The organism is Acinetobacter sp. ANC 4779 (genome assembly GCF_004331055.1).
Lineage (GTDB): Bacteria > Pseudomonadota > Gammaproteobacteria > Pseudomonadales > Moraxellaceae > Acinetobacter.
On sequence record NZ_SJNU01000010.1, the window covers coordinates 19,939 to 45,648 of the forward strand.

Below are 25,710 nucleotides of genomic sequence, written 5' to 3' on the forward strand. Positions count from 1 at the left end.
TTTTCTATTTAAGCTAAATGCATGATAAAACGGTGATTCATTCACCGTTTTTTTATTTGGGGAAAGCATGCGGTTTTCAGAAAGATATGGATATAAACCGGTTAGGGATGTATTGCTTATTGATAAAATAACAGATGATTTAAGAAATAGAATTTGGTCTGCAATTTACTCTCAATTTCTAAAATATTATGAAAAAAGTAAAAATGAAGCAGAACAATACTCTTATCTTGTCGATGATATATGGAGTAATTTTTGTAAACTACCTTTAGACGAAATGGAAATTATTCAAGTCGAATTATATCGAAAAAGAAATATCTCCAAAATTAAAGAAAAAATTTTCAATTCTGAGTGGTTTGCGATATATGATTTTTTAGAATTCATTCTTAATCATAGTTTTACTAATTTGCCCTATAATCAGCATCAATACGAACAATTATTGAAAAATATTATTATTATTTTAAAAGAAGAATCTTCCGCATATAGCTTAATAAATAAGCAACTCATACAGGTTATTTCAGAACAAGAAATCCAATCCATTGAAGATGCTTTAGAAAATACAAATAAATTCACAGGTGTTCAGCAACATCTTAATCAAGCTTTAAAACTTTTATCAGATCGTCAAAGTCCTGATTACCGAAATTCAATTAAAGAATCGATTAGTGCAGTTGAGTCTATCTGTAAAATTGTCACCAATGAAGATAAAGCAACACTTGGAAAGGCACTAAAAATCATTGAAGATAAACATGGATTACATGCAGCATTAAAAGGTAGCTTAAGTCAGCTTTATGGCTATACATCTGATGCGGATGGTATTCGCCATGCCATGCTCGAAGAATCTAATTTAAGCTACATCGATGCAAAATTTATGCTGGTTGCATGTACTAACTTTATTAATTATTTGATTGAGAAAACTAAATAAATAGCGGGTGATATATCATCACCCCGCGACTTTATTCTTGCCGTTTTCTTTGGCTTGAAATAAAGACTTGTCGGCTTTTTCCAGTAAGGCCATCCACGATGCTGCACCCACTGCCACACCCGCACTGACAGAAATCTGGATATTTTGGTTGATCTCGGCAATGTACAGTTCAGAGCTGCCAATTTCTTTCAGAATTTTATTCGCGACAACCCAAGCGTCATCAAAATCAGCCTGTTCGATTAATACCAAAAATTCATCACCACCGTAACGAATGATCAAATCTGAATTTCGCACATTAACTTGTAATTTTTCCGCAACCAGCCGGATAACTTCATCACCGATAATATGCCCAAATGTATCATTTACATGTTTAAAATCATCAATATCAAAAATAATGAGGGCGGTTTGAGCGAATTTTTCAGGTTTCTTTTCCAAATACTTAATATATTCATCGAGTGCCAAACGGTTGGATACACCGGTTAAAGTATCGGTATTGGCAATGTTTCTAAGCTGAAATTCTAAAGCATCTCGTTGCTGTAGCACGCGTTTTAACTTTTTAATTGCCTCCAATAAAGTGATGGGGTCAGCAGATGAATCCTCATAATCTGTAATTTTATGCTGTGCCAAACGAAGAATGGTATTTTTGGCTTTAAGTAAAGGTTTGAATACCCCATTTCGTGCATAGATCATGGTAAAACATGCTGTAACCAGACAAATTATTGCAACCAATAACGTGAGAATAAATTGTTGCTGTGCTTGATTTTTTTGGTTTTGAGCAACGCTAACACTGTAATCAAAAATATAGTTTTGCAAATTTACCACTGTCACTAATTTATCAACCATTGCTTCTGTCAGTTGCGTACCGGTCAATGAATATGCCTGACTGTGCATACTTTCATTAATCAAGCGAGTTACGATTGGAATGCCTTGATCTAAAAACTGTGCCTTTACTTGCTGATGCAAAGCCAAATATTCCGGGGTTTTAGCCTGTTCAGGTTGTAGGGTATTGACTAAGTCCCATAAATAATAGGCTTGATGTTGAGTCTGTAATGATCGAGCCAGATTATCCGCAGGTATTTTTTCTACAAAAGTAATGGATGGTATGATATTAGAGACAATCCGCCCTGCTTGATCACGTAAATCTGCCAGAATTAAAATCAGGGTGTAGTATTCAGAAACAGATGTGCTTTTGGCTTCAGATTGTACCAATACATTTTTTAAAATTTCGTGACAACTATCCCAAGCCTTGAACATTTGCTGAATCGCATGATCAAGCTGTTTTGAAGTCCGTTCAGATTGGGGCAAACCAGCATAAGCATCTACAGCTTGACGACCATGATGTAAAGTCACTTTTAAATGGGAAGATAGGCCTTGGACCTGAGCAGAAAAGCCCGCTGCTTCTAAAATCTTCAGAGTTCGCTCAATCTGTAAATCGACTTCTTTTCGATGCGCATGCAATGCTTTTAAATTTTCTGCTAATTCATCAGGCGCACTCGACATCACCTTATTGGCAGGCGCTCTTTCACGTGAAACCTGATTGGCTAAATCTGCAACTGCACGCAGAGCAGAAATTTCAATCAAGGCGCGATCTGCTTTTTGATAATTCTGATAACTACTGATAATCAAAGGAACAGAAAGAAAAAGAAGGGAAAATATAATGATGATCATCGACAACAAAAGCCGTTGAGCAATATGTTTCGAACGTAATTTATACATGGCTTCAGTACGCCCCGAACAAAAACAGCTGGCCAATCATCATCAGGGTATGCTTACAATACAATCGTATATATTACATTATTTTAATATTTAATGACAAAATTTAACCAACTTTAGTAAACTTACACCTCGTATTAGTTACTTATAATTTTTTTTGATAAGAGACTATATTTATATATCATTTTCAAATTTTGATTTTTCATCTACTGGCAACTAATTAAGATAAAACAACAAACCCAGTTTATCTAAAATATCTAAAGTAAGTTGCTTGCGCTCGCCCGCATCATCAGCGTCATGCATTTCCAGATTTAAAACCAAAGCAGTAATCTGTCCGTTCGGCTGCTCAACCCAACCGGTATACCAGCCCACTTGTGGACTTACATCCATTGCCCAGCCACTTTTAGCATATAATTTGGTATCTCCGCGACGCTCTATAAAAAGCATGTCTTTCACCTGTTCTTGAACAGCAGCATCAAACGGCAATTGTTCAGTTGCAAGCTGATAAGCAAATTTCGCTTCCTGTTCAGGTGTGATTTTCAGAGGACCCAGCAGCCAAAAATTATCAACCTGTTGACCAATCTGTTGATTTCCGAAACCAACACGGTTTACCTCATGTTGCATTAAATCTAGCCCAATCCGTCTCGCCAGCTCTTGATATACCGGAACTGCAGAAGCCTGCATGGCTTGCGCCAAAGTCATGTCTTTTTCCCAAGCGGCAAAGGTACGTTTTTTGCCATCCCATTTAAAAACCTCAGTGCTATTCGCTTTATGATGTTGCAAGCCAATCAAGGCATTTAACATTTTAAACGTTGAAGCTGGAATATAGGAATGATTGGCGCGGGTTAAAGCATTTCCATAACGATTAAACTGATGACCATCGTAAGTTATAAAGACTGCTTGTTTATTGGCTTGATTTAATAATGGGGCAATATCTTTTGATCGTACAGATGTGACTTCTGAGATGGATTTTATCACGGCGAGTTTAGAATTCTGTTCTGTCTGCATGTGGCAAGCAGTTAATTGCATCAAGGCCATTAAGCAACCCAAGTAAAACAATCCCTGTTTCATCTAAAAATCTCGAATGAACTAATCTGCTATTTTTATCCAATTCCCAAACCTCATTTTGTATGGATTACGCATATCTAAAAATATTTTTATAACAGATGTAAGAAAATATTTACACATGCCACAAATAAGTGCATAATGCACCGCATTAGGGCAAGTCAAAATCATTCCTCAGCAGGATCTTTGATTTACCTGAGATTTTGGCTAAAAAACCCCATTTTTTTTGAAAATTGGGGTTTTTTATTGCCTAAAATTACTCACCCTGATGAAATTTAAGTTATTTTCGCACTTAAATAGGGCAATTATAGTGTCGATATTTCCAAATAGACTTTTTAAAGCAATAAACCTTGCAATAAATCGTTATGTAAGAAATTAATTTTGTTTGAATTTGCATGGGGGGTACGAATATTTGGATAGTTTCTTTATTGAATAGCAGGATTCATTTAGAGCACACTGAGCTCAGGCAAAAAAAAGCCCAACCTTGGGGAAAGTTGGGCATATAAAAACAAAACTTGTTTATGGAGAATCAGATCATCATCACATTATTTCAATGTAATATGAGCTGATAGATAGATTATGATAAAAAACAACAAATAAGTAAAGCCTATTAAAATAATATGGATTTACTTGAATCACAATAACCCCAGATAAATGTGAAATATTTCACAAATTCGTATTTTATATGTTTATATTTCACACAGAAAAGTTATTTATTTCAAGATATTTTTAGAGTGTAAATTCATAAAATATTACAAATTTAAAACCTTGTTCACTATTTCCCAACATAGATAAATCATTTTTATAATTAATTCATATAAATTAACCTAATTTTACATTGTAAAAACATTCTTATTACTTTTATAAATTTCAAGCACGTTTAGTTAATTTAATGCATATAATCTTTTGTTATAAAAAAGTTTTTTGAATTTAAAACACAAAAATAAATTGTATAATTCGTGCCTAGCGTGATGTTTGCAGTAATATTTCAATAAAACAATGTTCTTTGAGTTCATTGACTTAATGTTTTGTTACAATACAATACCTACTGTTTGATCCATTTTTAACAGAACTGGTAATTATTATGAAAAAACTTGGTTTAGCCACTGCTTTATTATTAGCCATGACCGGTGCTCACGCTTATCAAGCTGAAGTTCAAGGTACTGTCGGTTACTACGATGCTGAATTGAATGATGGTAACTATAACGTAGGTGCACAAGGTACTTACTACTTTAATGACATCGATACCTCTAAAGGACCTTTGGCTGAAGCTGCTTTCTTAAACCAAGCAACAAGCATTTCTGCTGGCTACAATTTCGGTCAACTTACAGCTGACATTCAAACCCCTAGAAATGAAGAACTAGATGTAGAACAACATTCTTACGGCGTTAAGGGTGAAACATACATTCCTACAAGTATTGTACCTGTATACGCAAGCGCATCTTATAACCATTCTAAAACTGATGCTAAAAACGGTTTTACAGCTCAAAATATTCAAGCTGATGATTCTGGCGATCGTTATGCACTTGAGCTGGGCGCTTTAGTTGCTCCAAACTTCTTGATAGCGCTTGGTTATACCAGTGTTGCTGCTACTCAATCTTTAGATACTTTTAACATTTTAAATAATGGCTTGATGAGCGCTACTATGGAAGCTCGCGCAATTCAAAAAGATCAAGATGCAATTACTGCACGTACTAAATATGTAGGTCCAATCGACGGTACTAATATGTCTATTGGTTTCGAAGCTGGTTTAGTTTACGGCGAAGATACGCTTTATAACTTAAAATCTGATCTTTACCTCACACCTAAATTCAGTGTAGGCGCATCTTATGCTGAAGGTAGCTATAAGAGTGCAACTGTTCCTAGCTCTGCAACTGGTGTGAATGTAAATTACTTCGTCACCCCTGCTATTGGCTTAGGTATGAGCTATGTATATGCAAATGGTGAAAATGGCGCAAACGATGCTCAACTGGGTGGCCTAAGCGCTAAATTCCGTTTCTAATTTTTAATTAGAAAAAGAATTCAAAAAAAGGACGCTTTATGCGTCCTTTTTTATTTTCTGGATTTATTCAGAAGTTCGAACCAAACTTAAAAAATGTAAATGGCGTTCATATTGATCAATAATATCTTGTAATAGATCATCTGAAGTCCAATCCATCACATCATAGTTCTGACCACCTTCTCTTAAAAAGACTTCCGCTTGATAATAGGTTATTTCATTCGCTGTCATTTCTGGCATGAAACTCGGTGGAACTGTTTCGCGTATCACTATTTGGTAAATAAAATTAATTTCATCATGGTGATCGACTCTTAATTCCAAGCCATCAGTAATCGAACGAATGCTTACAGTCAGCTTACGCCGTTGAAATTCTTTTTGCACACTTTGAAAAGCCTTGGATACTTCAGTTTCAATATACTGTTTCACCTCGGCTTCAGTATGCGGATAATGCATAATCAGACCTAAACGCTGCTGCCAGCTGCGTGGGTTCTGAATCGCTCGCGGGGTAATGCGTGCTTCTTGTAAGGCATCCATTTTAGTCACGTCTAAACGCAGGGCTTTTAATAAACCCCAACAGATAAACAGCATAATGAAAGTGAACGGCAAGGCACTCATCATGGTGGCTGACTGTAATGCACCTAATCCACCCACCAACAGTAGCACAATCGCCAATACTGCCATCAGCACGGTCCAAAACAGTCTTTGCCAAAGGGGAGAATTTTCAGATTTTGCAGTTAAATAGTCGGTCACCAGTGCCCCTGAATCTGCAGAAGTCACAAAAAACAGCACCACCAAAACAGTTGCCAATAAGCTCATGACGCTGGAAAAAGGCAAACTGTGCAGGAACTCAAAGAGTGCGACCGATGAATCACGTTGAACTGCCAGAACCAGAGAATGATTGGCCTCATGCAAAATGCTATATAACGCGGCATTTCCCATAAAACCCATCCAGATCAGGGTAAAGCCGGTCGGAATCAGCAAAACACCGACAATAAATTCACGAATAGTGCGTCCTTTGGAGACCCGGGCAATAAACATGCCCACAAATGGCGACCATGAAATCCACCATGCCCAGTACATAATGGTCCAGCCCCCAATCCAGCCATTCGGTTGATAGGCATAGAGATTAAAGGTCATCGCAAATAAATTTGAGACATATTGTCCCGCATTTTGAATGGTGGTCTGGAGTAAATAAATAGATGAACTGGCAAAAAACACGAACAGTAATAAAATCAGCGCCAAAATTAAATTCAGTTCAGATAGACGTTTAATACCTTTATCTAAGCCTAAAAATACCGACATGGATGCCATCACACTGACTATAACAATCAGAATCACTTGGGTGCTTGCGGCTTGTGGAATTCCAAACAGATAGTTCAGCCCCGAATTAATTTGCGTCACCCCGAAACCCAAGGTGGTAGCGACACCGAAAACTGTTCCAATCGTGGCAAAGGTATCGACCGTATCCCCGATAGGACCATAAATTTTTTGACCAATCATCGGATATAAAGCAGAACGAATTTTGAGCGGCAGATTGTGGCGATAAGCAAAATAGGCCAGTGCTAATCCCACGACGGTATAGATTGCCCAGGCATGAAAGCCCCAATGAAAGAAAGTCACGCGCATAGACTGCTGTGCAGCTTGAATCGTTTCACCCGCCCCTTGCGGTGGTGATACATAGTGCATGACCGGTTCGGCAACCCCAAAGAACATGAGACCAATCCCCATGCCTGCGGTAAATAACATGGCAAACCAGGAAGTATTGCTATAACTGGGTTGGCTATGATCGGGACCCAGTTTAATTTTACCCATGTCTGATAATGCAATATAAATCAGTAAAATAAGAAATATCGCGACCGATAATACATAGAACCAGCTAAAAGAATCTGTGACCCATTGATTGAGATGCTGAGTAATCAGCTCAAATGAGTTTGGGGCTAAAATAACCACGACCAGAAAGATAGAAATAATAGCGACGGTACTCAAAAACACATTTGGATTGACGTTGGCAAACCAGGATGGATTTTTGGAAGGCATATATCCTCCATTTAATATTTTAATTAATGGGACAGACCAAACGGTCAAATAAAGCATTTATCGAAAGATAAATAAGAGACGAGCGAAGTAGAACTACATTAACACTCAAACATAGCGTAAATTAATGACATGGCTGGTGCAGTTACATTCCTGTAACATTGTCATAATTTTAGATTATTTCTGATTCTTATCCCGGTTGGGCAAGTGTGCAATGTATTGCAGGGCGATTAAACGCGAAACAATCAGCGCCAAGTACATGACACCCACAAACATTTGCAACATGGCCAATACACGTGCAGGCGCACTCATCGGCATTAAATCGGACAAACCGGTTGCCGACTGCAAACTAAAACTTAAAAACAATAAATTCAGCCAGGTTTGTAAGCCGGTCATATTTGGATTGTGAAAGCTACCCGGTAGCAAAAGCTGGCAAATGTTATATAAAAAGGCAAAACCCCAGGCAAGCAGCGTAAATACTGCACCGGCAGCGAATAGCTCATCTTGGGTTAAGTAACGGTCTTCAAACATATAACGCAATAAACCATAGGCAGCACTAAAATAGGCGGCAGCCTCGAAACCATGAGCAATCACCTGAATTATGGGATGATTTAGGCCCAATAAAATCATTGAAGAAAAAATTACCGCCCCACTGACAAAACTCAGACCTAAAATCGTAAACATGGGGGTTTGTCGAATCACCTTGGCAATGACAAGTAAAACAAGAACCCCCAACAGCCAGGTCAAGGTTCGATAAGTGACACTATGATTACCGATGACAGATAATATTAAAATGATAAATTGCAGCAGAATCAGCCAGGCTGAAGGTAATAAGCGGAAAATTTTCCAAACATGAATAAACGCCTGCATTCATCACTCCAAAAAATTGCTGTTTTTGTTGATCATTGTTTTTGTCAGTCATACTGTTTCTTTGTTTTTGATCGGATCAACTTAGCATGAATTTTCGAGCAGACGAATAACACATTTGTATGAAAATTTTCGATAAAATTCACTTACCCCTGCTGCTCAGCTGAATTTTAACCAAGAAATTCTCTGAGGTGAGAAATTTAAAATCAGCGTTAAATCATAACCATACACCTGTATCAATAATTTATTGATAAATCATATCTTGAATCTTTAGACAATAAAAAAGTCCCCTTAGGGACTTCTTTATCATTGCAATTTTAAGTCTTAGTGATCAGATGCACCTGATGAACCAATACCTGTCATTGAACGAACATACTGCGCGTGAAATGCTTTACGCTCTGCTTGTGCACGTGCTGAATTATCAGTCACGGAGAACAACCAGCAGCAGAAGAATGACAATGGCATAGCGAAGAGCGCAGGACCATTAAATGGATTGATTGGTGTATCCGAGATACCCAATGTATCCACCCATACTGCTTTAGACAGTACAATCAACAGCACGGCAAGACCTAGACCCACAACACCACCAACAACCGCACCACGCGTGGTTAAGCCTTTCCAGAACATGGACAGTACCAGTATCGGGAAGTTGGCACATGCAGCCACAGAGAATGCCAAACCAACCATAAAGGCAACGTTTTGCTTCTCAAACAAGATACCCAAAATCATCGCAAAAATTGCAAGACCTAAAGTCGCGATTTTTGACATACGAAGTTCAGATTCAGGAGTGGTTCGTCCTTTTCTGAATACGTTTGCATACAAGTCATGTGAAATTGCTGAAGCGCCCGACAAGGTCAAACCTGCAACTACCGCAAGAATGGTTGCGAATGCCACGGCTGAAATGAAGCCCATGAACAAGTCGCCGCCAAGCGCGTCACTTAGATGCACTGCAGCCATGTTGTTACCACCAACAAGTTCTAACTTACCGGTCATTGCCATTTTTGCCACATCAAGGAATTGCGGGTTATTCGATACATAAAGGATCGCACCGAAACCAATGATGAAGGTTAAAAGGTAGAAATAACCAATGAAACCTGTAGCAACAACAACTGACTTACGAGCTTCTTTAGCATCTTTTACAGTGAAGAAACGCATCAAGATATGAGGCAAACCTGCAGTACCAAACATCAATGCCAGACCGAGTGAAATAGCATCTAGAGGATTGGCTGCTAACTTACCTGGTCCCATGATATTGCCCGCTTCAGTCAAGCTTACATCATGTACTTTAGAGAAGATTTGAATCGACTGTTCAAACATTTCCGTGAAGCTAAAGCCCACACCTTTCATGACCATAAATGCCATGAAAGTCGCACCAGACAATAACATTACTGCCTTGATGATCTGTACCCAAGTGGTTGCCAGCATACCGCCGAAAATCACATAAGCCATCATCAGCAAGCCCACAATCACGACTGCAATGTTGTAGTTCAAACCAAAGAGCAGTTTAATGAGCTGACCTGCACCCACCATCTGAGCAATTAAGTAGAACGCAACAACCACAAGGGAACTAATTGCAGCTAAGGTACGCACCGGCTTTTCTGCCAAGCGGAAAGACACCACGTCAGATAGGTTGAATTTACCCAAGTTACGTAGACGTTCAGCCACCAGGAACAAGACGATTGGCCAGCCCACCATAAAACCGAGTGAGTAAAGCAAACCATCAAAACCTGAACTGAACACCAATGCAGAAATACCCAAGAATGACGCAGCCGACATATAGTCACCGGCAATCGCTAAACCATTCTGGAAACCTGATATACCGCCACCGGCAGTATAGAAGTCTGAAGTACTGGTGGTTTGCTTCGCTGCCCATTTGGTAATAACCAAAGTAAAAGCAACGAAAATCACAAACATGATAATCGCATGCCAGTTGGTTGGTTGCTGTTCGGCAGTTCCCAGATCTGGGCCAGCCATGGCCATACCCGACATGAGTAACGTAAAGGCTACAAGAGCTTGGGCCTTAAATGAATTCCATTTCATATTATTGCTTTCCTCTAGCAATTGCTTCTACTTCTCGCATTGCATCTTGTGTCAATGGATCCAACTTGTTATTGGCAATATAGGAATACACACCACACAGTACAAATGACAATACGATGATGCTTAGACCCAGTGGTATACCCCAAGTGATCACACCACCGTCAAAAGAACTCATTAAGAATTCTTTGTTATAACCGACGAGTAGCATGAAACCAACATAGACAAACAGCATGATTCCAGTCAGCGTCCAACTCAGACGACTTTTTTTAGCAACCATTTCTTTAAACTTTGGATTTTGTAGAATTCGATCTACTTGTACTTCATCCATAATCACACTCCTTTTAGCCCAGCCATGGGCTGACTATTTTTTAATTCGAATTATTTACTCATGCAAGGTAACAAGAATCATACGTTCTTGTAATTTAGACTTTGGTCGTTAAAAAATGATCAATTAAAACCGTGAGATTATCAGATGGGGTATCATTACGCTATAGTTTTACACTGTAGGCAATATGAACAGCTGGCTCATCATAGGGGTACTTGCCCTCTATATCGCATTACTCTTTATCTGCGCTTTTTATGGGGAAAAACATGCCAGTCGGCTGAGTACTCGTGGGCGTATGTTACTCTTTAGTTTGACTTTAGGGGTGTACTGTTCATCTTGGACATTCTATGGCGCGACCGGTGCCGCTGTTCGTGAAGGCATTATTTTCTTGCCAATTTACCTCGGTCCCTTAATCTTTGTCGGGGTCGGTTATGATATTTGGCGGCGCTTGGGTCGAGTGCGTCAGCATCATGCAATTTCATCTATTGCCGACTTTGTTGCTGCCCGTTATGGCAAAAGCGGGACATTGGCGTCCTTGGTCACCATTCTTGCCGTTATCGCGATTATTCCCTATTTGGCTCTGCAGCTCCGAGCGATTGCCTTAAGTGCTGCAGTAATTCTACAGCAGGATTCGGGGATGGAAAGCACCACCAATGGCGTGCTGTTCTTAACAGGGATATTGGCCATTTTGGCCATGATTTTTGGAACAAGGCAAATTGCCAATACCGAACAACATGGCGGTTTAATGCTGGCGGTGGCATTTGAGTCCTTTGTTAAACTGTTTGCTTTGCTCTGTGTCGCCTTATTTTTTGTGTTTGATTCTCCGGACAATTTAAAACAAATTTCAAGTGATGTCGCTGATTCCTTTAAAGAAGTTCAACTGTTTGGTGTGCCGGAAACGTTTTGGGTACAAACGCTATTGGCAGCCTTGGCGGTCATTTGTTTGCCGCGCCAATTCCATGTGGCTGTAGTTGAACTACGCGATGAAAAACATATTCGTGGGGCACGTCGCTGGTTTGCCACTTATCTGATTCTGACCACCATCGCGATTATTCCAATTGCCAGCTGGGCATTACATGCCGCACCGCACTATTTAGCCATTCCCGATGTTGCCGTTCTGTCCTTGCCGCTCAGTTATAATCAGGAATGGTTAACACTATTGGCCTTTCTGGGCGGTTTCTCCGCATCAACCGGTATGCTGCTGGTGTCATCAGTCGCCTTGTCGATTATGCTCAGTAATGACCTGATTATGCCCGCCCTCTGGCGCACAGGTATCCTTTCTCGTCACGACAAACGTCTGCCTCTGGTCCTGAAATTCACCCGTCGCGTCTGTATTTTAGCGGTCATGTTGCTGGGCTTCCTGTTCTTCCATTTCTTTAATGACATCGACCAACTTTCTGTTTTTGGCTTGCTGGCATTTAGTGCAGTGGCACAATTCTCCCCTGCCCTGATTGGTGGACTGTACTGGCGTGGCGGCAGTAAACAAGGGGTTTATGCCGGTCTGATTACCGGCTTTGCAATATGGGCCTATACCTTACTGTTACCGACCATACTGCGTAGCTTGCCTGCTGAATATAGCCAGTTTACCCAACAATTCCTGAGTCTGGGACCTTTGGGAATTAACTGGTTAAGACCAGAAGCTTTGCTCGGTTTTCAGTCTTTTGCCGCCCTGACGCATGGCGTGGTTTGGTCTTTAGGTCTGAATATCCTGTTATATATTTGGGTATCTCGGATTTTCCGTCCCAGTATTGCAGAACAGATTCAGGCAGAAAGCTTCTTCTATTATGAAACCAAGCCCTTGCCTGCACACACCAGCTCGGCTGATATTAGCTACCTTAATCATGATGTGGCGCGTCTGAAAGTCGGAGATTTAATAGCCTTGGCCAAACGGATTACCGGTGAAGGTCCTACGACCCAAGCCTTCCGTCAATTCTGTGCGCAAAACAATGTCATTCTGAATGAAAACAGCAGTGCCAATGGCATGTGGTGGCGCTTCACCGAGCAATATCTTGCCGGTACCATCGGTTCAGCTTCTGCCCGTACTCTGCTCACCACTGCAATGGTGAATAACGGTTTAGCTCTGGGTCAGGTGGCAAATATTCTGGATCAGGCATCACAATGGCAGCGTTTTAACCAGAACCTGATCATGACCATGATTGACCATATGACCCAAGGGGTCAGCGTGGTGGATGAAAATATGTGTCTGGTGGCCTGGAACAATCAATACCTGAAACTGTTCGATTATCCAAAAGACATTGTCTATGTCGGTTGTCCCATCGCAGATTTAATTCGCTATAACGCAGAACGCGGTGAATGCGGTCCGGGTTCGGTTGAAGAACATGTACGGAAACGGATTCACTGGATGGCGATGGGAAGTGCACATGAATTTGAACGGATTCGTAAAGATGGCCGGGTAATTCAGATGCGCGGCAATCCGATCGAAGGCGGCGGTTTCGTCACCACTTTTGCCGATATTACTGCGTTCCGTGAAAATGAAGCGGTGCTAGAAGGACGCGTTCAGGATCGAACCCAGCAACTTGCCAATGCGCTTTCCGAGCAGCAACTGGCACGCGAACAAGCTGACCGGGCCAATATGTCAAAAAGTCGCTTTATTGCAGCGGCCAGTCATGACTTATTGCAGCCAATGCATGCTGCACGTTTGTTCAGTACAGCTTTAGAACAAAGCGTGCAGTCCGATGAAGACCGCAAGACCCTGCAACAGCTTGATCGTGCCTTGTATGGTGCAGAAAGTATGTTGTCTGCCCTGCTGGATATTGCGCGTCTGGAAGGCGGTACGATTCAACCTAAGCGTCAATCTTATCCGCTGCATGACTTGCTGAGTGATCTAGAACTGCAATTTAAATCGATTGCTGCGCAACGCGGGATTAAATTCAGTGTGCATGATGTGAAATTCTGGATTGATACCGATCCGCAATGGATTCGCCGTATTATTCAGAACTTCGTCAGCAATGCATTGCGTTATACCGCCAAAGGTCGCGTGATTGTCGGCGTACTGCGTTCTGCAGAAAAACCCAACCATATTCGGATTGGGGTATGGGATACCGGTCCGGGTATTGCTGAAGAACAACGGATTAAGCTGTTTCAGGAATTCGAGCGCTGTGGTCATACCTCACCTTGGGGAGAACAGGGTCTGGGACTCGGCCTGGCCATTGTGCAACGCATGACCAGCGTGCTGGACTATCCGGTACATGTCTATTCCGAATATGGCAAAGGCTCTTGCTTCATGATTGAGGTACCGATTGTAGAAGCGCCAAAAGTGGTGGCAACACCGGTTCAGGCAATTCCACTGAAAAGCAAAGCTTATAAAATTTTATGTTTGGACAATGATGAAACCATTCTGGAAGGCATGTCGACCTTGCTGACCAAATGGGGCTATCAAGTGTTTAAAGCAACTGAACCTGAACAGGCTCTAACACTGATTCAGCAAGAAAACATTCAGGTGTGGCTGGTCGACCAGCATTTGAATAACGGTAAAATCGGTCTCGATTTCATTCAGGAAAACCGTCAGGAACAGGTTCCTGTGGCGCTGATTACTGCAGATTCTGATCCTGATCTTCCACAATATTTGAAAGAAATGAATATTGTGCTGCTGAAGAAACCGTTAAAACCGGCATCGCTTCGTTCATGGTTATCCGGATTAAAAATTTCCAGTGATTAAACCTGAATGGTAAAATCAGACGTCCATTTCACTTTGCTGAAATGGACGTTTTTTTTATATAAATTCACCTCTAATTACGCGTACTGGCTCTTTAATTTTCCATCCAGGCCAAACTGTTCAAAAAATCTGCTTTTAGGCGCTGTTAGATTGACCAAAAACTTCAACCCGATATTTTCTATGGCAAAGAACATCAAAATATAAATATACACTTGTATAATTAGTTACAATTTTACAAGACATTATTATTAATAAGTATTTTTCTGATAAAACTGCGCTCTATAACTTTAGTCGTATTCCGTTCGTCACTTTCCTGGCTCATATATGAGAGCAACGAATGATCAGTTTAATCGCTCTATCAGTACGCACATTAAAAGTCTGCCCAAGAAACTGATCATCATAGAAAAATACAGGAGTTTAAGATGAACATTTCTGAAGCCGCAAGCTATGGCGTAGATCCATCGCAACAATTTTACCGTCAATATGGCGTCAATGCCCTGTTACCTGAAATTCAATGGACGGAATTATTTAAGCCCAGCCACTTAAAAGATACTCACATTCAGGCACTCAACACCTTGTATCAAAGTGCTGTTCCGCTGGCATTACAGGTGTTTGATGAGTTGAATTTTGATGTTTTCAGTCCTGCCGCCTATAAACCGCAAGGTTTGGGTCTATTTGATCGACTCGCTGAACAGGAAGAGAAGCTGATCGAATCACTAAAAGCCGAGTCTAAAGACTTAACCGACCCAGTACGTCACCAGATTTGGAGCATGTTATTGCGTGGGGGTGCGGTGCTGGTATTTAAAGCATGGCTGGGCAAAGTCAAAACCGATGAGAATCTGCTCGATACTACCCAATTTGATGAATTGTCGGATCTGCTTTTTATTAAAACCCCACCTTTGGAATTGGCACAACGCTTAGGTGTCAATGCCCATGGCAATGAAGATCATATTTTCCTGCTCTATGGCAGTGATGTCTATTTAGACCGTTTTAACAGCTTGGAAACTGCAGCTTTATTCGTCGATTTAGGCGTATATGATGCCGCATTTTTAAGTTTGCGTGATGACAGTGTGGCTGAATACCTGAAAGAGAAAGCCTACGTCTCTCAAGAGCAAATTGATGATCTGCAATGTGCCTTAAATCCACTATTTTGTACCGACCATACCCCCAGACAAAGCTGTGTCGCCTAATCTAAAGCGCGAAATACTTTGACTTTCAAAACACTGCTCACAACAAAAAGGCACTTTCAATCAAGTGCCTTTTTCATTCAGTGTGCTGTCTAGTAAATTACATTCTCTTTTCTTCGATATTCAAGGCACTGATCGCCAATACGGCTTGCGTACGGTTTTGCACATTCAATTTACGGAAAATAGCCGTGACATGCGCTTTAATGGTTGCTTCAGAAACATCAAGCTCATAAGCAATCTGTTTATTCAGTAGGCCTTCAGCCACCATCATTAATACACGGAATTGTTGCGGTGTCAGCGACTGAATACGTTCTGCCAGCGCAGTTTCATCTGCTGCACGTGGATCAAAATTCAGATTGGCAGGCAAGTTTGGCGGTAACCAGATATCACCTTCCAGCACTTGGCGAATTGCCTCACCAATATGGCTTGGATGGGCAGATTTAGGAATATAGCCCATTGCACCATGCGCAATCGCGCGTTGAATAATTGAAGTTTCTTCATGTGCAGAAACCACAATGATCGGAATTGAAGGATATTGTGCACGTACATGAACTAAAGCTGAAAAGCCCGAAGCGCCTGGTAAATTTAAATCCAATAAAACCAAATCCGGTTCTGGTCCGTTATCTAAGCGTTCATACAACTCATTTACTGCAGCCGTTTCTTGAATTTGAGCTTGCGGTAAGCTGTAACGAACGGCCTGAATTAAGGCATGACGAAACAACGGATGGTCATCAACGATTAAAATATTCATAAGCGACATGAAGGATTTTGTGCACAGTGGTTTCTATTCTAACCATAGTCACGCATTTAAGGATATGCAAGATCTCACTATTTTTGCATTTAAACTCATATTCGCAATAAGAAATTAGCAAAACTCTGTATTTTCTTAATTTGTTTAAACCTCATCACTTTTTCATATAAATTTTATCGCATAAAGCAAAATACTTATTAAGAATCAATATAAACCTATAAATCAAATAATTAACGCTTCCTTAAAGCTTACTTCGTGACAATTTTTTGCATATCTCAAAATCAGATAACTTTTCTGTATTTGCTTAGTTTACAGGCTATCTCAGGTGCTGATTAATAACCATATTCCGATATTTTATTGTTTCAGGTTATTCCAAAATGTCTATTTTAAATACACAAAAACCATTAAATATTGTTGCTGTATCGGGTGGTTTGAACAACCCATCAAAAACTGAAGCTTTGGTTCAAGCGATTCTGGACGAACTGGGTGAAGCCACGCCGATTAATGTCCATTTCATTAAATTCAGCGAAATTGGTCAATTGATGGGGGGGGCGATCTACCGTAATCAATTACCACAACGGGTACAGGATGACTTGGCTGCCGTAGAAGCAGCAGATGCGTTAATTGTAGGTACGCCAGTGTACCGCGCATCATTTACCGGTCTATTTAAACATTTCTTTGATTTTGTAGAACAAACCGCATTGGTGGATGTTCCTGTCCTGCTTGCAGCTTCTGGTGGTTCTGAACGTCATGCATTGGTTCTTGAACATCAACTTCGTCCATTGTTTAGCTTCTTTCAGACGCAAACTTTGCCCATCGGTGTTTATGCAACCGATCGCGATTTCACCCATGAATACACAATTCATAGCGAATTCTTGCGTGACCGCATTACTTTGGCAGTGGCACGTGCACTCCCTATCCTTGAATGGGCACCGGCTAAAGGGCAACGTGCGGAAGTGGTGAAAGAAAAAACCCAACAAGCCAACCAAAATTTGGGCATTAATAAACAAATCGAGCAGGAAGAAGTGCTTCCATCTGCAGCAGTACCAAGCCTGAATGCAGCAGAATCTCGTCTGCACAGTAAAAAAGTACCGAAAACTCAAGTCGCTTAATCTGCGACTTTCACCTCGAGGGTTTAGATATGTCCCAACCACCAGCACAAGCACAGCAAGAGAACAATATAAAATTTGCCTATTGGGTACCGAATGTCAGCGGCGGCTTGGTGGTGAGTAATATTGAACAGCGTACCGACTGGAGCTATGAGTACAATGTACGACTGGCTCAAGCTGCCGAAAAAAGTGGCTTTGAGTATGCACTGACGCAGATTCGTTTTACTGCTGGCTACAACGCAGAAAATCAACATGAGTCTGTCAGCTTCAGTCACGGCATTTTGGCTAAAACGGAACGCTTAAAAGTAATTGCGGCGATTTTGCCTGGCCCTTGGAAACCAGCACTGGCTGCCAAACAATTGGCAACGATTGACCATCTGACCAATGGACGTATTGCCATTAATGTGGTCAGTGGCTGGTTCCGCGGTGAATTTGATGCGATTGGCGAACAATGGCCAGAACACGATCAGCGTTATGCCCGTTCAGAAGAATTTATTCGTTCTTTAAAAGGAGTCTGGACTCAAGATAATTTCAGTTTTGAGGGCAAGTATTATCAATTCAAGGATTACACCCTAAGTCCAAAACCGGTGCAAAAACCGCATATTGAAATCTTCCAAGGTGGCAGTTCACGTGCTGCACGTGATATGGCTTCGCGTGTTTCAGATTGGTACTTCACCAATGGCAACACGCCTGAAGAAATCAAAAAGCAGATCGATGATATTCGCAAAAAAGCTAAAACTAATAATCACAGTGTCAAAATTGGGGTCAATGCGTTCATTATTGCACGTGAAACTGAACAAGAAGCTCAATCCGTTCTGCAAGAAATTGTGGATAAAGCCAATATCCAAGCTGTGAATGCTTTTGGTGCTGCTACCCGTGAAGCAGGTGCTTCAACATTAGAGGGTGAAGGCAACTGGGCAAAATCGACTTTTGAAGATTTAGTGCAGTATAACGATGGCTTTAAGACCAATCTGATTGGAACTCCACAGCAAATTGCACAGCGTATTCTGGAATTGAAAGCGGTCGGTGTCGACTTGGTATTGTCAGGCTTTTTACACTTTATTGAGGAAGTTGAATACTTCGGTGCGAAGGTATTGCCTCTGGTTCGGGAACTTGAAGCAAAAGAACAACAAGAACAACAAGAACAACAAGAACAACAAGAACAACAAGAACAACGGATTCAAGCTAAGTCAGCTTAACCACCTTTGAAAATAAATAAGAAGAATAAAAAGTAGCTTCATTTTCCCCTCAAGGCTCGGCTTGAGGGTTTTTTTTATGCAAATACAGTAGTCATATTACAGATTGCTACTTACAATCGCAGTCATCTGAATAAGGAAAATGTCAATGTATACAGGTATTGTTCAAGGCTTGGAAAAAATCATTGAAATTAAAAAAGGTGATGGTTTTAATACGATTGTGGTCAGCAACCAACATCACTTTTTTGGCGATATTTTTATTGGTGCAAGTGTCGCGATTAATGGCGTATGTCTGACCGTCACCACCATTGACACTGCACTGAATCAAATTCATTTTGATATTTCTGATGTCACTCTAGCACTCACCAGCTTAAAGAATTTAAAAGTCGATGATCAGATTAATATTGAGCGTTCTGCCAAAGTGGGTGCTGAAAACGGCGGACATAACCTGTATGGACACATCGAAGGCACTGCCCTGATCAAGCAACTGGAACGGCGCGGTGAGACTTTCCACATTGACCTTCAGATTCCAAACGGTAATATCAAATATTTCTTCTTAAAAGGTTTTATAGGGCTAAATGGTTGCAGTCTTACCATTAACCGTGTCGACCGCGAAACCCATGAAATTTCGGTCGATCTGATTCCTGAAACGCTGCGTTTAACCACGTGGAAAGATGCCAAAGCGGGTGATGAAGTAAATTATGAAATTGACCAAATGACCCGAACTTTGGTCGATACCTTAGAAAACATCCATCAGCGTTAAGCCTTATTTTTCAATTTTTACCGAGTTGCATAATAAAAAAGCCTTTAGGTAAAGGCTTTTTGAGTCTCGGATAAAATGCCAAGTCAGGAATAGAAACTCGGATCCGGTATTTTACCGGTCAATAGCCATTCCCCGACTTCCTGATATTTATAATCAATCGGATCATGCAGCGTCTGGGTACGGACATTGCGCCAGAAACGATCTAAATTCAGTTTGGCTGTGGTTGCACGTGCGCCCATCACCTGAAAAATGTTCTGAGTGATATAGAGCGAAGTATGGGTCGCAGCAATTTTTGCAGTGGCAATGGCAATGCTGACTTCACCGCGTTGCTCGGCTGTTAATTTCTCACCTATATCCCAGGCATTTTGCAAGGTTTCCACCGCTTTATTTGCCAATAAACGCACGCCTTCAAGCTGTACATAAAACTCGGCAAAATGCTTTTGGGTAAAGGGATCATTTACAGCATTTTCAGCCAAAGATTTTGACCATGCTTTTTGAGTTTGTACGGTTTGTTTTGAAGTTTCAAAGGCACCTTCTGCCACGCCCAAGAACAGATGCACAAAGATGAGCTGTGCCACCAAAGGACGCAAGCTCGAATAAGGTGTGCTGAGTGGCCCCGGATTTAACAGCAATTCATGCTGCTGAATTTTGACCTGCTCGAAATGACTGGTTCCGCTGTCAGTTTGGCGTTGCCCCATATTGTTCCAGTCACCTAAAAAGCTCACACCGTCACGCGCAGTTGGAATCACCCCTATCAGTAATTTTCCATCCTCGTTATAACCCGAGCAAAGCAGGATGTCCGAATCCATCGAGCCTGAACAAAAGCTTTTATCGCCATGAAATACGTATTCATTTTCGGAAACTTTGACTGCCGTGGTTCGTTGATCTAACGGATTTAAAGCATTGCCCCAAAACAGGTTTTCTTGTGCTGTTTGCTCAAACCATGTTGCATATTGTTCCGGTTGGGAAAACAGTTGCACCGTTGCAATCAATAAATGGTGAAAACCATAAACATGCGCCAGTGAACTATCCACTTGGGCAATGGTCTGAATGGTTTGAAAAATCGTTTTCCAGTCTGCCCCTTGTCCACCATGTTGAGTAGGAATAGAAAGACCCAATAAGCCACTTTGACGAATTAAATCACGCTCCAATTTTGGGTTACCGCCCTGTTTGTCGCGTTCAGCCGCAGTAGTTGCAAACTGTTCGGCAAGTTGTCGGGCGATCTCAATCGGGTGAGCTGAGCTTAACGATGTTGAAGCATTCATAATATGGTCTGATTATTCCTGTGTTTTTAGCTTAGCAGATGAGGTTTGGCTGCTTTATCTCAATGCTTGCAATCTTTATACGCAAAATAAAATACCGCCTGAAAAATACAGGCAGTATTTTACTAAATCGCTTACTTGTCGGGATAGACGGTCGCGATCAGATTGTCTACCACCTGTGGATCGGCCAAGGTTGAGGTATCCCCCAACGTATCCAGCTCATTGGCAGCAATTTTTCTTAAAATGCGACGCATGATTTTACCGGAACGGGTTTTCGGTAAGGCCGGTGCCCAATACAAGGCATCCGGTGTAGCGACGGGTCCTAACACCTTACGCACCCACTGGATCAGTTCCTTACGCAGCTCGTCAGATTCTTCAAAATCGGCCTGCAAGGTCACGAATGCACAGATACCCTGACCTTTAATATCATGCGGCATACCGACGACCGCAGCTTCAGCGACATGCACATGCGCCACTAAGGCACTTTCCACTTCTGCCGTGCCTAAGCGATGTCCAGAAACATTCAGCACATCATCCACCCGACCGGTAATCCAGTAATAGCCATCCTTGTCACGGCGTGCACCGTCTCCGGTAAAATAAGTTCCCGGATAAGTCGAAAAATAGGCTTCAATAAAACGCTCCGGATCACCCCAAATGGTGCGCATCTGACCCGGCCAGGAGTCCTTGATAATCAGGTTCCCTTCCGCTTCACCTTCCAGTTCCTTGCCTTCTGCATCGACAATAGCGGGTTGTATGCCAAATAATGGACGGGTAGCCGAACCCGGTTTTAAATCTGTGGCTCCAGGTAATGGTGAAATTAAAATCCCGCCGGTTTCGGTTTGCCACCAGGTATCGACTACTGGACAACGGCTTTCACCCACCACCGTGTAATACCAGTTCCAGGCTTCCGGATTAATCGGCTCACCGACTGATCCAATCAAGCGCAAGCTGCTGCGGTCACTTTCGCGGACAAAGGCATCACCTTCACGCATCATGGCGCGAATCGCGGTTGGTGCGGTATACAGAATGGTGACATTGTGCTTGTCAACAATATGCCCAGTACGTGCCCAGGTCGGATATTGCGGTACACCTTCAAACATGACTGTAGTCGTGCCGTTAGACAATGGCCCATACAGTACATAGGAATGTCCGGTAATCCAGCCTACATCGGCAGTACACCAGAACACATCATCCTGTTTGATATCGAAGACTTCACGGAAAGTCGAGTTCACATAAGTCAGATAACCGCCAGTGCTATGCAGTACCCCTTTCGGCTTTCCGGTTGAACCCGAGGTATACAGAATAAATAAGGGATCTTCCGCATTCATCGGTTCAGGTGGGCAAATCTCATTGACCGACATGATTTCCATGTGATACCACAGGTCACGTCCTTCCTTAAGTTCAATCGGATTGCCGGTACGGTGCACCACTATCACATTTTGAACCGATTCAGTTCCCTGCACATTGAGTGCAGCATCAACATTTTCTTTCAGTGGAATCGGCTTGCCGCCGCGCATGCCGGAATCGGCAGTAATCACGACTTTTGCCTGACAGTCTTCAATCCGGCTGGCCAGTGAGTCTGGCGAGAAACCGCCAAATACTACACAGTGCACCGCACCAATTCGTGCACAAGCCAGCATCGAAATAGCCGCTTCAGATGTCATGGGCATATACAGCACCACACGGTCGCCTTTGGTCACTCCATGTTTTTTCAGCACATTGGCAAAACGACAGGTTTCATCATGCAGTTCTTTAAAGGAAATAATTTTATGTCGTGAAGGATGATCGCCTTCCCAGATAATCGCCGGTTTATGCGGATGTTCTTTTAAATGACGGTCTAGACAATTGGCACTCAGATTAAGCTGCCCATCGGCAAACCATTCGATCTTGAAATTATCCTTGTCGAAGCTGGTATTTTTGACTTGGCTAAAAGGTTTAATCCACTCCAGTTTATTGGCTTGCTCTGCCCAATACTCATCAGGCTGATCAATGGATTTTTGATAACGCTCGAAATATTCAGACTCGGTGGTACGAGCGGTTTTTTTAAATTCTTCTGGTACAGGATAGATCTCTTTCATAGGTACTTCCTTGCTTTTTTCATCTCATCACGAGATGCTATGCCACGTTATTGATTTTATTAAATGCATACCCACAGTATGGCGATTATTTTTCAACCGCTTCAATCATGCTTTGGTCGTAGTTTATTTATATAATTTAAAACACAGACTGCTTATCGCATACAACAACAAAAATGGTCTTATTCGTATCTGATCTGTTCATTTAATCTTATAATTTAACAAGAAAATGCTTTCAATGCTGTATCCCAACCTCCATTTTCTTAGCTCACTCTTACTCGGAAAAGCATATGAACCCGCAAGACTCATCCCCCTTTTTTTCCCGACCGCAACCGACACGTTCAGATAATCCATTATCTCCAGAAGGTCGTTTTGGTCGCTTGAGTTCAATCGGCTGGTATGGCTTTATTCACTTAATTACTTTCTTTGCCACCCTTGCACTGAGCCTGACCATGGGTATTTTCAACCTGACTACCCTCTCGGTCGACAATCAGTTTGTGAATACCTTAACCGGGCTAGCAGGAATCGGCTTTGTGGTGATTTTGGTACTGTACATCTATTTTTTGATGGTGATTACCATACGCCGTTTGCATGACCTGAACCGCAGTGGCTGGCTGATTCTGTTGTTTCTGGTGCCGCTACTGAATATTTTTATGGGTCTCTATCTGCTTTTAGCCTCAGGGACCAATGGAATCAACAATTATGGTTTACCGCGTGAAACCCCGGTCTGGGAAAAAATACTGGCCTGGTTGATGATTATTATCACTGTGTTAAGTTTCTTGGCTTCAGGCAGCATGATCTCTTATATGTTTGGTGCCGGTGAACTGGAAATGCCGCAAGAAGTCATTCAAAAAGGCACTCAATATTTTTAAAAGCTGCTGACAGTTTTCTGACAAAATGTCCGGTAATACGTTTTATTACAGCTTAAATTATGAGTGAGTTTCAGGCAAAATAGCGCATAATTTTTATGATTCGGAAAACCAGTGGCTGAACAAAACAATGCCTTGAGTGAAGTAACTCAAGGCACATCAGATTTGTTGCACGAAGCAGGTGAAAAAACGGCACAAACCGTACTTAAACACACAGCAAAATACAATGATGCCTATTCGACCATCGATAAATTTGTCGAGGCATTCTGGGAACGTTTACCTTATATCTGTATTGCGCTGGTGGTGTTTACGATTTTCTATTTACTGTCAAAATTATTTAAATTTTTTGTCCGTAAAGCTTTAACAGACCGCACCTATACCAAACAGAATTTAGTTCTGGTGCTCAACCGGGTCGGTAGTTCAGCCATCATGTTCTTTGGTTTCCTGATTGCCATGGTCATTGCCATTCCAGGATTCACCCCGGGTCAGCTGATGAGCGGATTGGGGATTGGTTCGGTTGCGATCGGTTTCGCGTTCAAAGACATCTTCCAAAACCTGCTTTCCGGTATCCTGATTTTACTGGGCGAACCGTTCAAAATTGGTGATGACATTATCGTTTCAGGCATGGAAGGTACGGTTGAAGACATTCAGATTCGTGCAACTTTCTTACGTTCCCCCGATGGTCGTCGTATCGTCATTCCAAATGCCACTGTTTATACCAGTGCAGTGACGGTAAATACCGCCTATCAACGTCGCCGTTGTGAGTTTGTGGTCGGCATTGGCTATGAAGATGATATTCAGAAAGCCAAAAATATCATTATGACCCTTTTGGATAAAAACCAGAGCATCCTCAGCCAGCCTGCGTTTAGTGTCAATGTCAGTGCGCTTGCAGATTTCTCAATCAACCTGAATGTGCGCTGGTGGGTCGATACCACTGAAACCAGCACGTCGGCCTCTATCAGCGAAGTTCAAGAACAGGTGATTAAAGCCTTCGCGGAACACAATATTTCTATTCCGTACCCAGTACAGGAAGTGAAAGTGTATCGGGGCAGTGAAGCTGAAGCGACTGAATCAGCACGTGCTAAATAAGCGACCAAGTACGTAAGGAATTACGGTTTCGGTTCGAATAATACGGTTGCCTAAGCTCACTGCCTGGCAGCCGTTTTTTATCAGTAAATCTACTTCATAGGGAATAAAGCCGCCTTCGGGTCCAATCACAACCGTACAAGGATGATCAATCGCAAATGGCATTTTCATGTCTGTATAAGGATGGGCCACATAAGCTGGACAATTTGCGGTAATTAAACCAGGCAAGACATCTTCTACAAACGGTTTAAAGCGTTTATAGATTTCAATTTTCGGTGCCATGGTATCCCCGGCCTGTTCTAAACCTAGAGTCACGTACTGATCGAGCTGTTGTAAAAACGGGGTTTGCCAATAGCTTTTATCCACCCGATAGCTGTGCAGAAGAATAATTTTTTCTACACCCAAGGTCACGCTATCCATAATTAAACGGCGTAGTACTTTCGGACGTGGCATGGCCATAATTAAAGTGACTGGAAGTTTTTCAGCCACACGCTCTTCTTTAATGGGTTTTAATTTTATCGCTTGTTCAGTCACTTCCACAATTTCGGTCAGATAGCGCTTTCCTTCACGAATTCCCACTTTTAAACTGTCACCGACTTGCACAGCAATATGCTGTTTTAAATGTTCCAGCTGACGTTTCGAGCTAATCGACCAAAGCTCTGATTCAGTTTGACGAGGATCAAGGAGGACAATATTCATAAGACCCAGCTTTAAAAGAGTTAGCGCAATATGCTACCGCGGAAGGCGACATGGATGTCGCCCGCAGTGCTGAGG

General features: G+C 41.8%; 19 protein-coding genes. 9 read left to right on the top strand and 10 right to left on the bottom strand.

All coding sequences use genetic code 11. The features are described 5' to 3' along the window. Positions 1-67: 67 nt before the first annotated feature. On the top strand, positions 68-919 hold the full coding sequence (locus tag E0H80_RS11835; RefSeq protein ID WP_131366079.1) for an AbiJ-NTD4 domain-containing protein: 852 nt from the start codon (positions 68-70) through the stop codon (positions 917-919). Between the two features lie 18 nt (positions 920-937). Here E0H80_RS11835 and E0H80_RS11840 read toward each other — a convergent pair whose 3' ends face one another. Continuing rightward, positions 938-2,635: a GGDEF domain-containing protein gene (locus E0H80_RS11840; protein WP_131366081.1), complete on the bottom strand. Its 1,698-nt coding sequence runs from the start codon at positions 2,633-2,635 to the stop codon at positions 938-940. Positions 2,636-2,848: 213 nt separating this feature from the next. Continuing rightward, positions 2,849-3,703 carry a class D beta-lactamase gene (gene blaOXA, locus E0H80_RS11845; protein WP_131366083.1) on the bottom strand — a complete coding sequence of 285 codons (855 nt, stop codon included), beginning with the start codon at positions 3,701-3,703 and terminating at the stop codon, positions 2,849-2,851. 1,078 nt (positions 3,704-4,781) lie between these two features. Between blaOXA and omp33-36 the strand changes: the two genes are divergently transcribed. Beyond that, on the top strand, positions 4,782-5,699 hold the full coding sequence (omp33-36, locus tag E0H80_RS11850) for a porin Omp33-36 (protein ID WP_131366085.1): 918 nt from the start codon (positions 4,782-4,784) through the stop codon (positions 5,697-5,699). A gap of 63 nt (positions 5,700-5,762) precedes the next feature. Here omp33-36 and betT read toward each other — a convergent pair whose 3' ends face one another. The 4 genes from betT to E0H80_RS11870 all read right to left on the bottom strand — a co-directional run bounded on the left by betT (position 5,763) and on the right by E0H80_RS11870 (position 10,965). After that, entirely contained in the window at positions 5,763-7,733 is a 1,971-nt protein-coding gene (gene betT / locus E0H80_RS11855) for a choline BCCT transporter BetT (RefSeq protein ID WP_131366087.1), read from the bottom strand. A gap of 174 nt (positions 7,734-7,907) precedes the next feature. Continuing rightward, positions 7,908-8,600: an ion channel gene (locus E0H80_RS11860; RefSeq protein ID WP_131366089.1), complete on the bottom strand. Its 693-nt coding sequence runs from the start codon at positions 8,598-8,600 to the stop codon at positions 7,908-7,910. A gap of 321 nt (positions 8,601-8,921) precedes the next feature. Further along, the gene (locus E0H80_RS11865; protein WP_131366091.1) at positions 8,922-10,637 is read right to left on the bottom strand and encodes a cation acetate symporter; all 1,716 of its coding nucleotides are present in this window, start codon (positions 10,635-10,637) and stop codon (positions 8,922-8,924) included. A gap of 1 nt (position 10,638) precedes the next feature. Then, the gene (locus E0H80_RS11870; RefSeq protein WP_131366093.1) at positions 10,639-10,965 is read right to left on the bottom strand and encodes a DUF485 domain-containing protein; all 327 of its coding nucleotides are present in this window, start codon (positions 10,963-10,965) and stop codon (positions 10,639-10,641) included. Positions 10,966-11,149: 184 nt separating this feature from the next. On the opposite strand from E0H80_RS11870, the gene E0H80_RS11875 reads away from it, so the two are divergent. Continuing rightward, on the top strand, positions 11,150-14,641 hold the full coding sequence (locus tag E0H80_RS11875; RefSeq protein WP_131366095.1) for a PAS domain-containing hybrid sensor histidine kinase/response regulator: 3,492 nt from the start codon (positions 11,150-11,152) through the stop codon (positions 14,639-14,641). 419 nt (positions 14,642-15,060) lie between these two features. Then, complete coding sequence (locus E0H80_RS11880) at positions 15,061-15,828, top strand: hypothetical protein (RefSeq protein ID WP_131366097.1); 768 nt, start codon at positions 15,061-15,063, stop codon at positions 15,826-15,828. Between the two features lie 97 nt (positions 15,829-15,925). Here the strand turns inward: E0H80_RS11880 and E0H80_RS11885 are convergent, their stop codons facing one another. Continuing rightward, entirely contained in the window at positions 15,926-16,576 is a 651-nt protein-coding gene (locus E0H80_RS11885; protein WP_067869355.1) for a response regulator, read from the bottom strand. A 377-nt stretch (positions 16,577-16,953) separates the two neighbouring features. On the opposite strand from E0H80_RS11885, the gene msuE reads away from it, so the two are divergent. The 3 genes from msuE to E0H80_RS11900 all read left to right on the top strand — a co-directional run bounded on the left by msuE (position 16,954) and on the right by E0H80_RS11900 (position 19,644). Next, positions 16,954-17,688 (top strand): FMN reductase, encoded by a 735-nt coding sequence (msuE, locus tag E0H80_RS11890; RefSeq protein WP_131366099.1) that lies wholly within the window; start codon positions 16,954-16,956, stop codon positions 17,686-17,688. Positions 17,689-17,717: 29 nt separating this feature from the next. Next, positions 17,718-18,884: a dimethylsulfone monooxygenase SfnG gene (gene sfnG, locus E0H80_RS11895; RefSeq protein WP_131366101.1), complete on the top strand. Its 1,167-nt coding sequence runs from the start codon at positions 17,718-17,720 to the stop codon at positions 18,882-18,884. Between the two features lie 145 nt (positions 18,885-19,029). Next, positions 19,030-19,644: a riboflavin synthase subunit alpha gene (locus E0H80_RS11900; RefSeq protein ID WP_131366103.1), complete on the top strand. Its 615-nt coding sequence runs from the start codon at positions 19,030-19,032 to the stop codon at positions 19,642-19,644. A gap of 83 nt (positions 19,645-19,727) precedes the next feature. Here the strand turns inward: E0H80_RS11900 and E0H80_RS11905 are convergent, their stop codons facing one another. Continuing rightward, positions 19,728-20,909, bottom strand: coding sequence for an acyl-CoA dehydrogenase family protein (locus E0H80_RS11905; RefSeq protein WP_131366105.1), 1,182 nt, complete (start codon positions 20,907-20,909; stop codon positions 19,728-19,730). A 131-nt stretch (positions 20,910-21,040) separates the two neighbouring features. Further along, complete coding sequence (gene acs, locus E0H80_RS11910; RefSeq protein ID WP_131366107.1) at positions 21,041-22,984, bottom strand: acetate--CoA ligase; 1,944 nt, start codon at positions 22,982-22,984, stop codon at positions 21,041-21,043. Positions 22,985-23,271: 287 nt separating this feature from the next. Here acs and E0H80_RS11915 point away from each other — a divergent pair, with 287 nt between their 5' ends. Next, positions 23,272-23,853: a DUF805 domain-containing protein gene (locus E0H80_RS11915; protein ID WP_131366109.1), complete on the top strand. Its 582-nt coding sequence runs from the start codon at positions 23,272-23,274 to the stop codon at positions 23,851-23,853. Between the two features lie 111 nt (positions 23,854-23,964). Continuing rightward, positions 23,965-24,939: a mechanosensitive ion channel family protein gene (locus tag E0H80_RS11920; protein ID WP_131366111.1), complete on the top strand. Its 975-nt coding sequence runs from the start codon at positions 23,965-23,967 to the stop codon at positions 24,937-24,939. Here the strand turns inward: E0H80_RS11920 and E0H80_RS11925 are convergent. After that, positions 24,922-25,635 (bottom strand): 16S rRNA (uracil(1498)-N(3))-methyltransferase, encoded by a 714-nt coding sequence (locus E0H80_RS11925; protein WP_131366113.1) that lies wholly within the window; start codon positions 25,633-25,635, stop codon positions 24,922-24,924. The genes E0H80_RS11920 and E0H80_RS11925 overlap by 18 nt on opposite strands. Between the last annotated feature and the right edge of the window lie 75 nt (positions 25,636-25,710).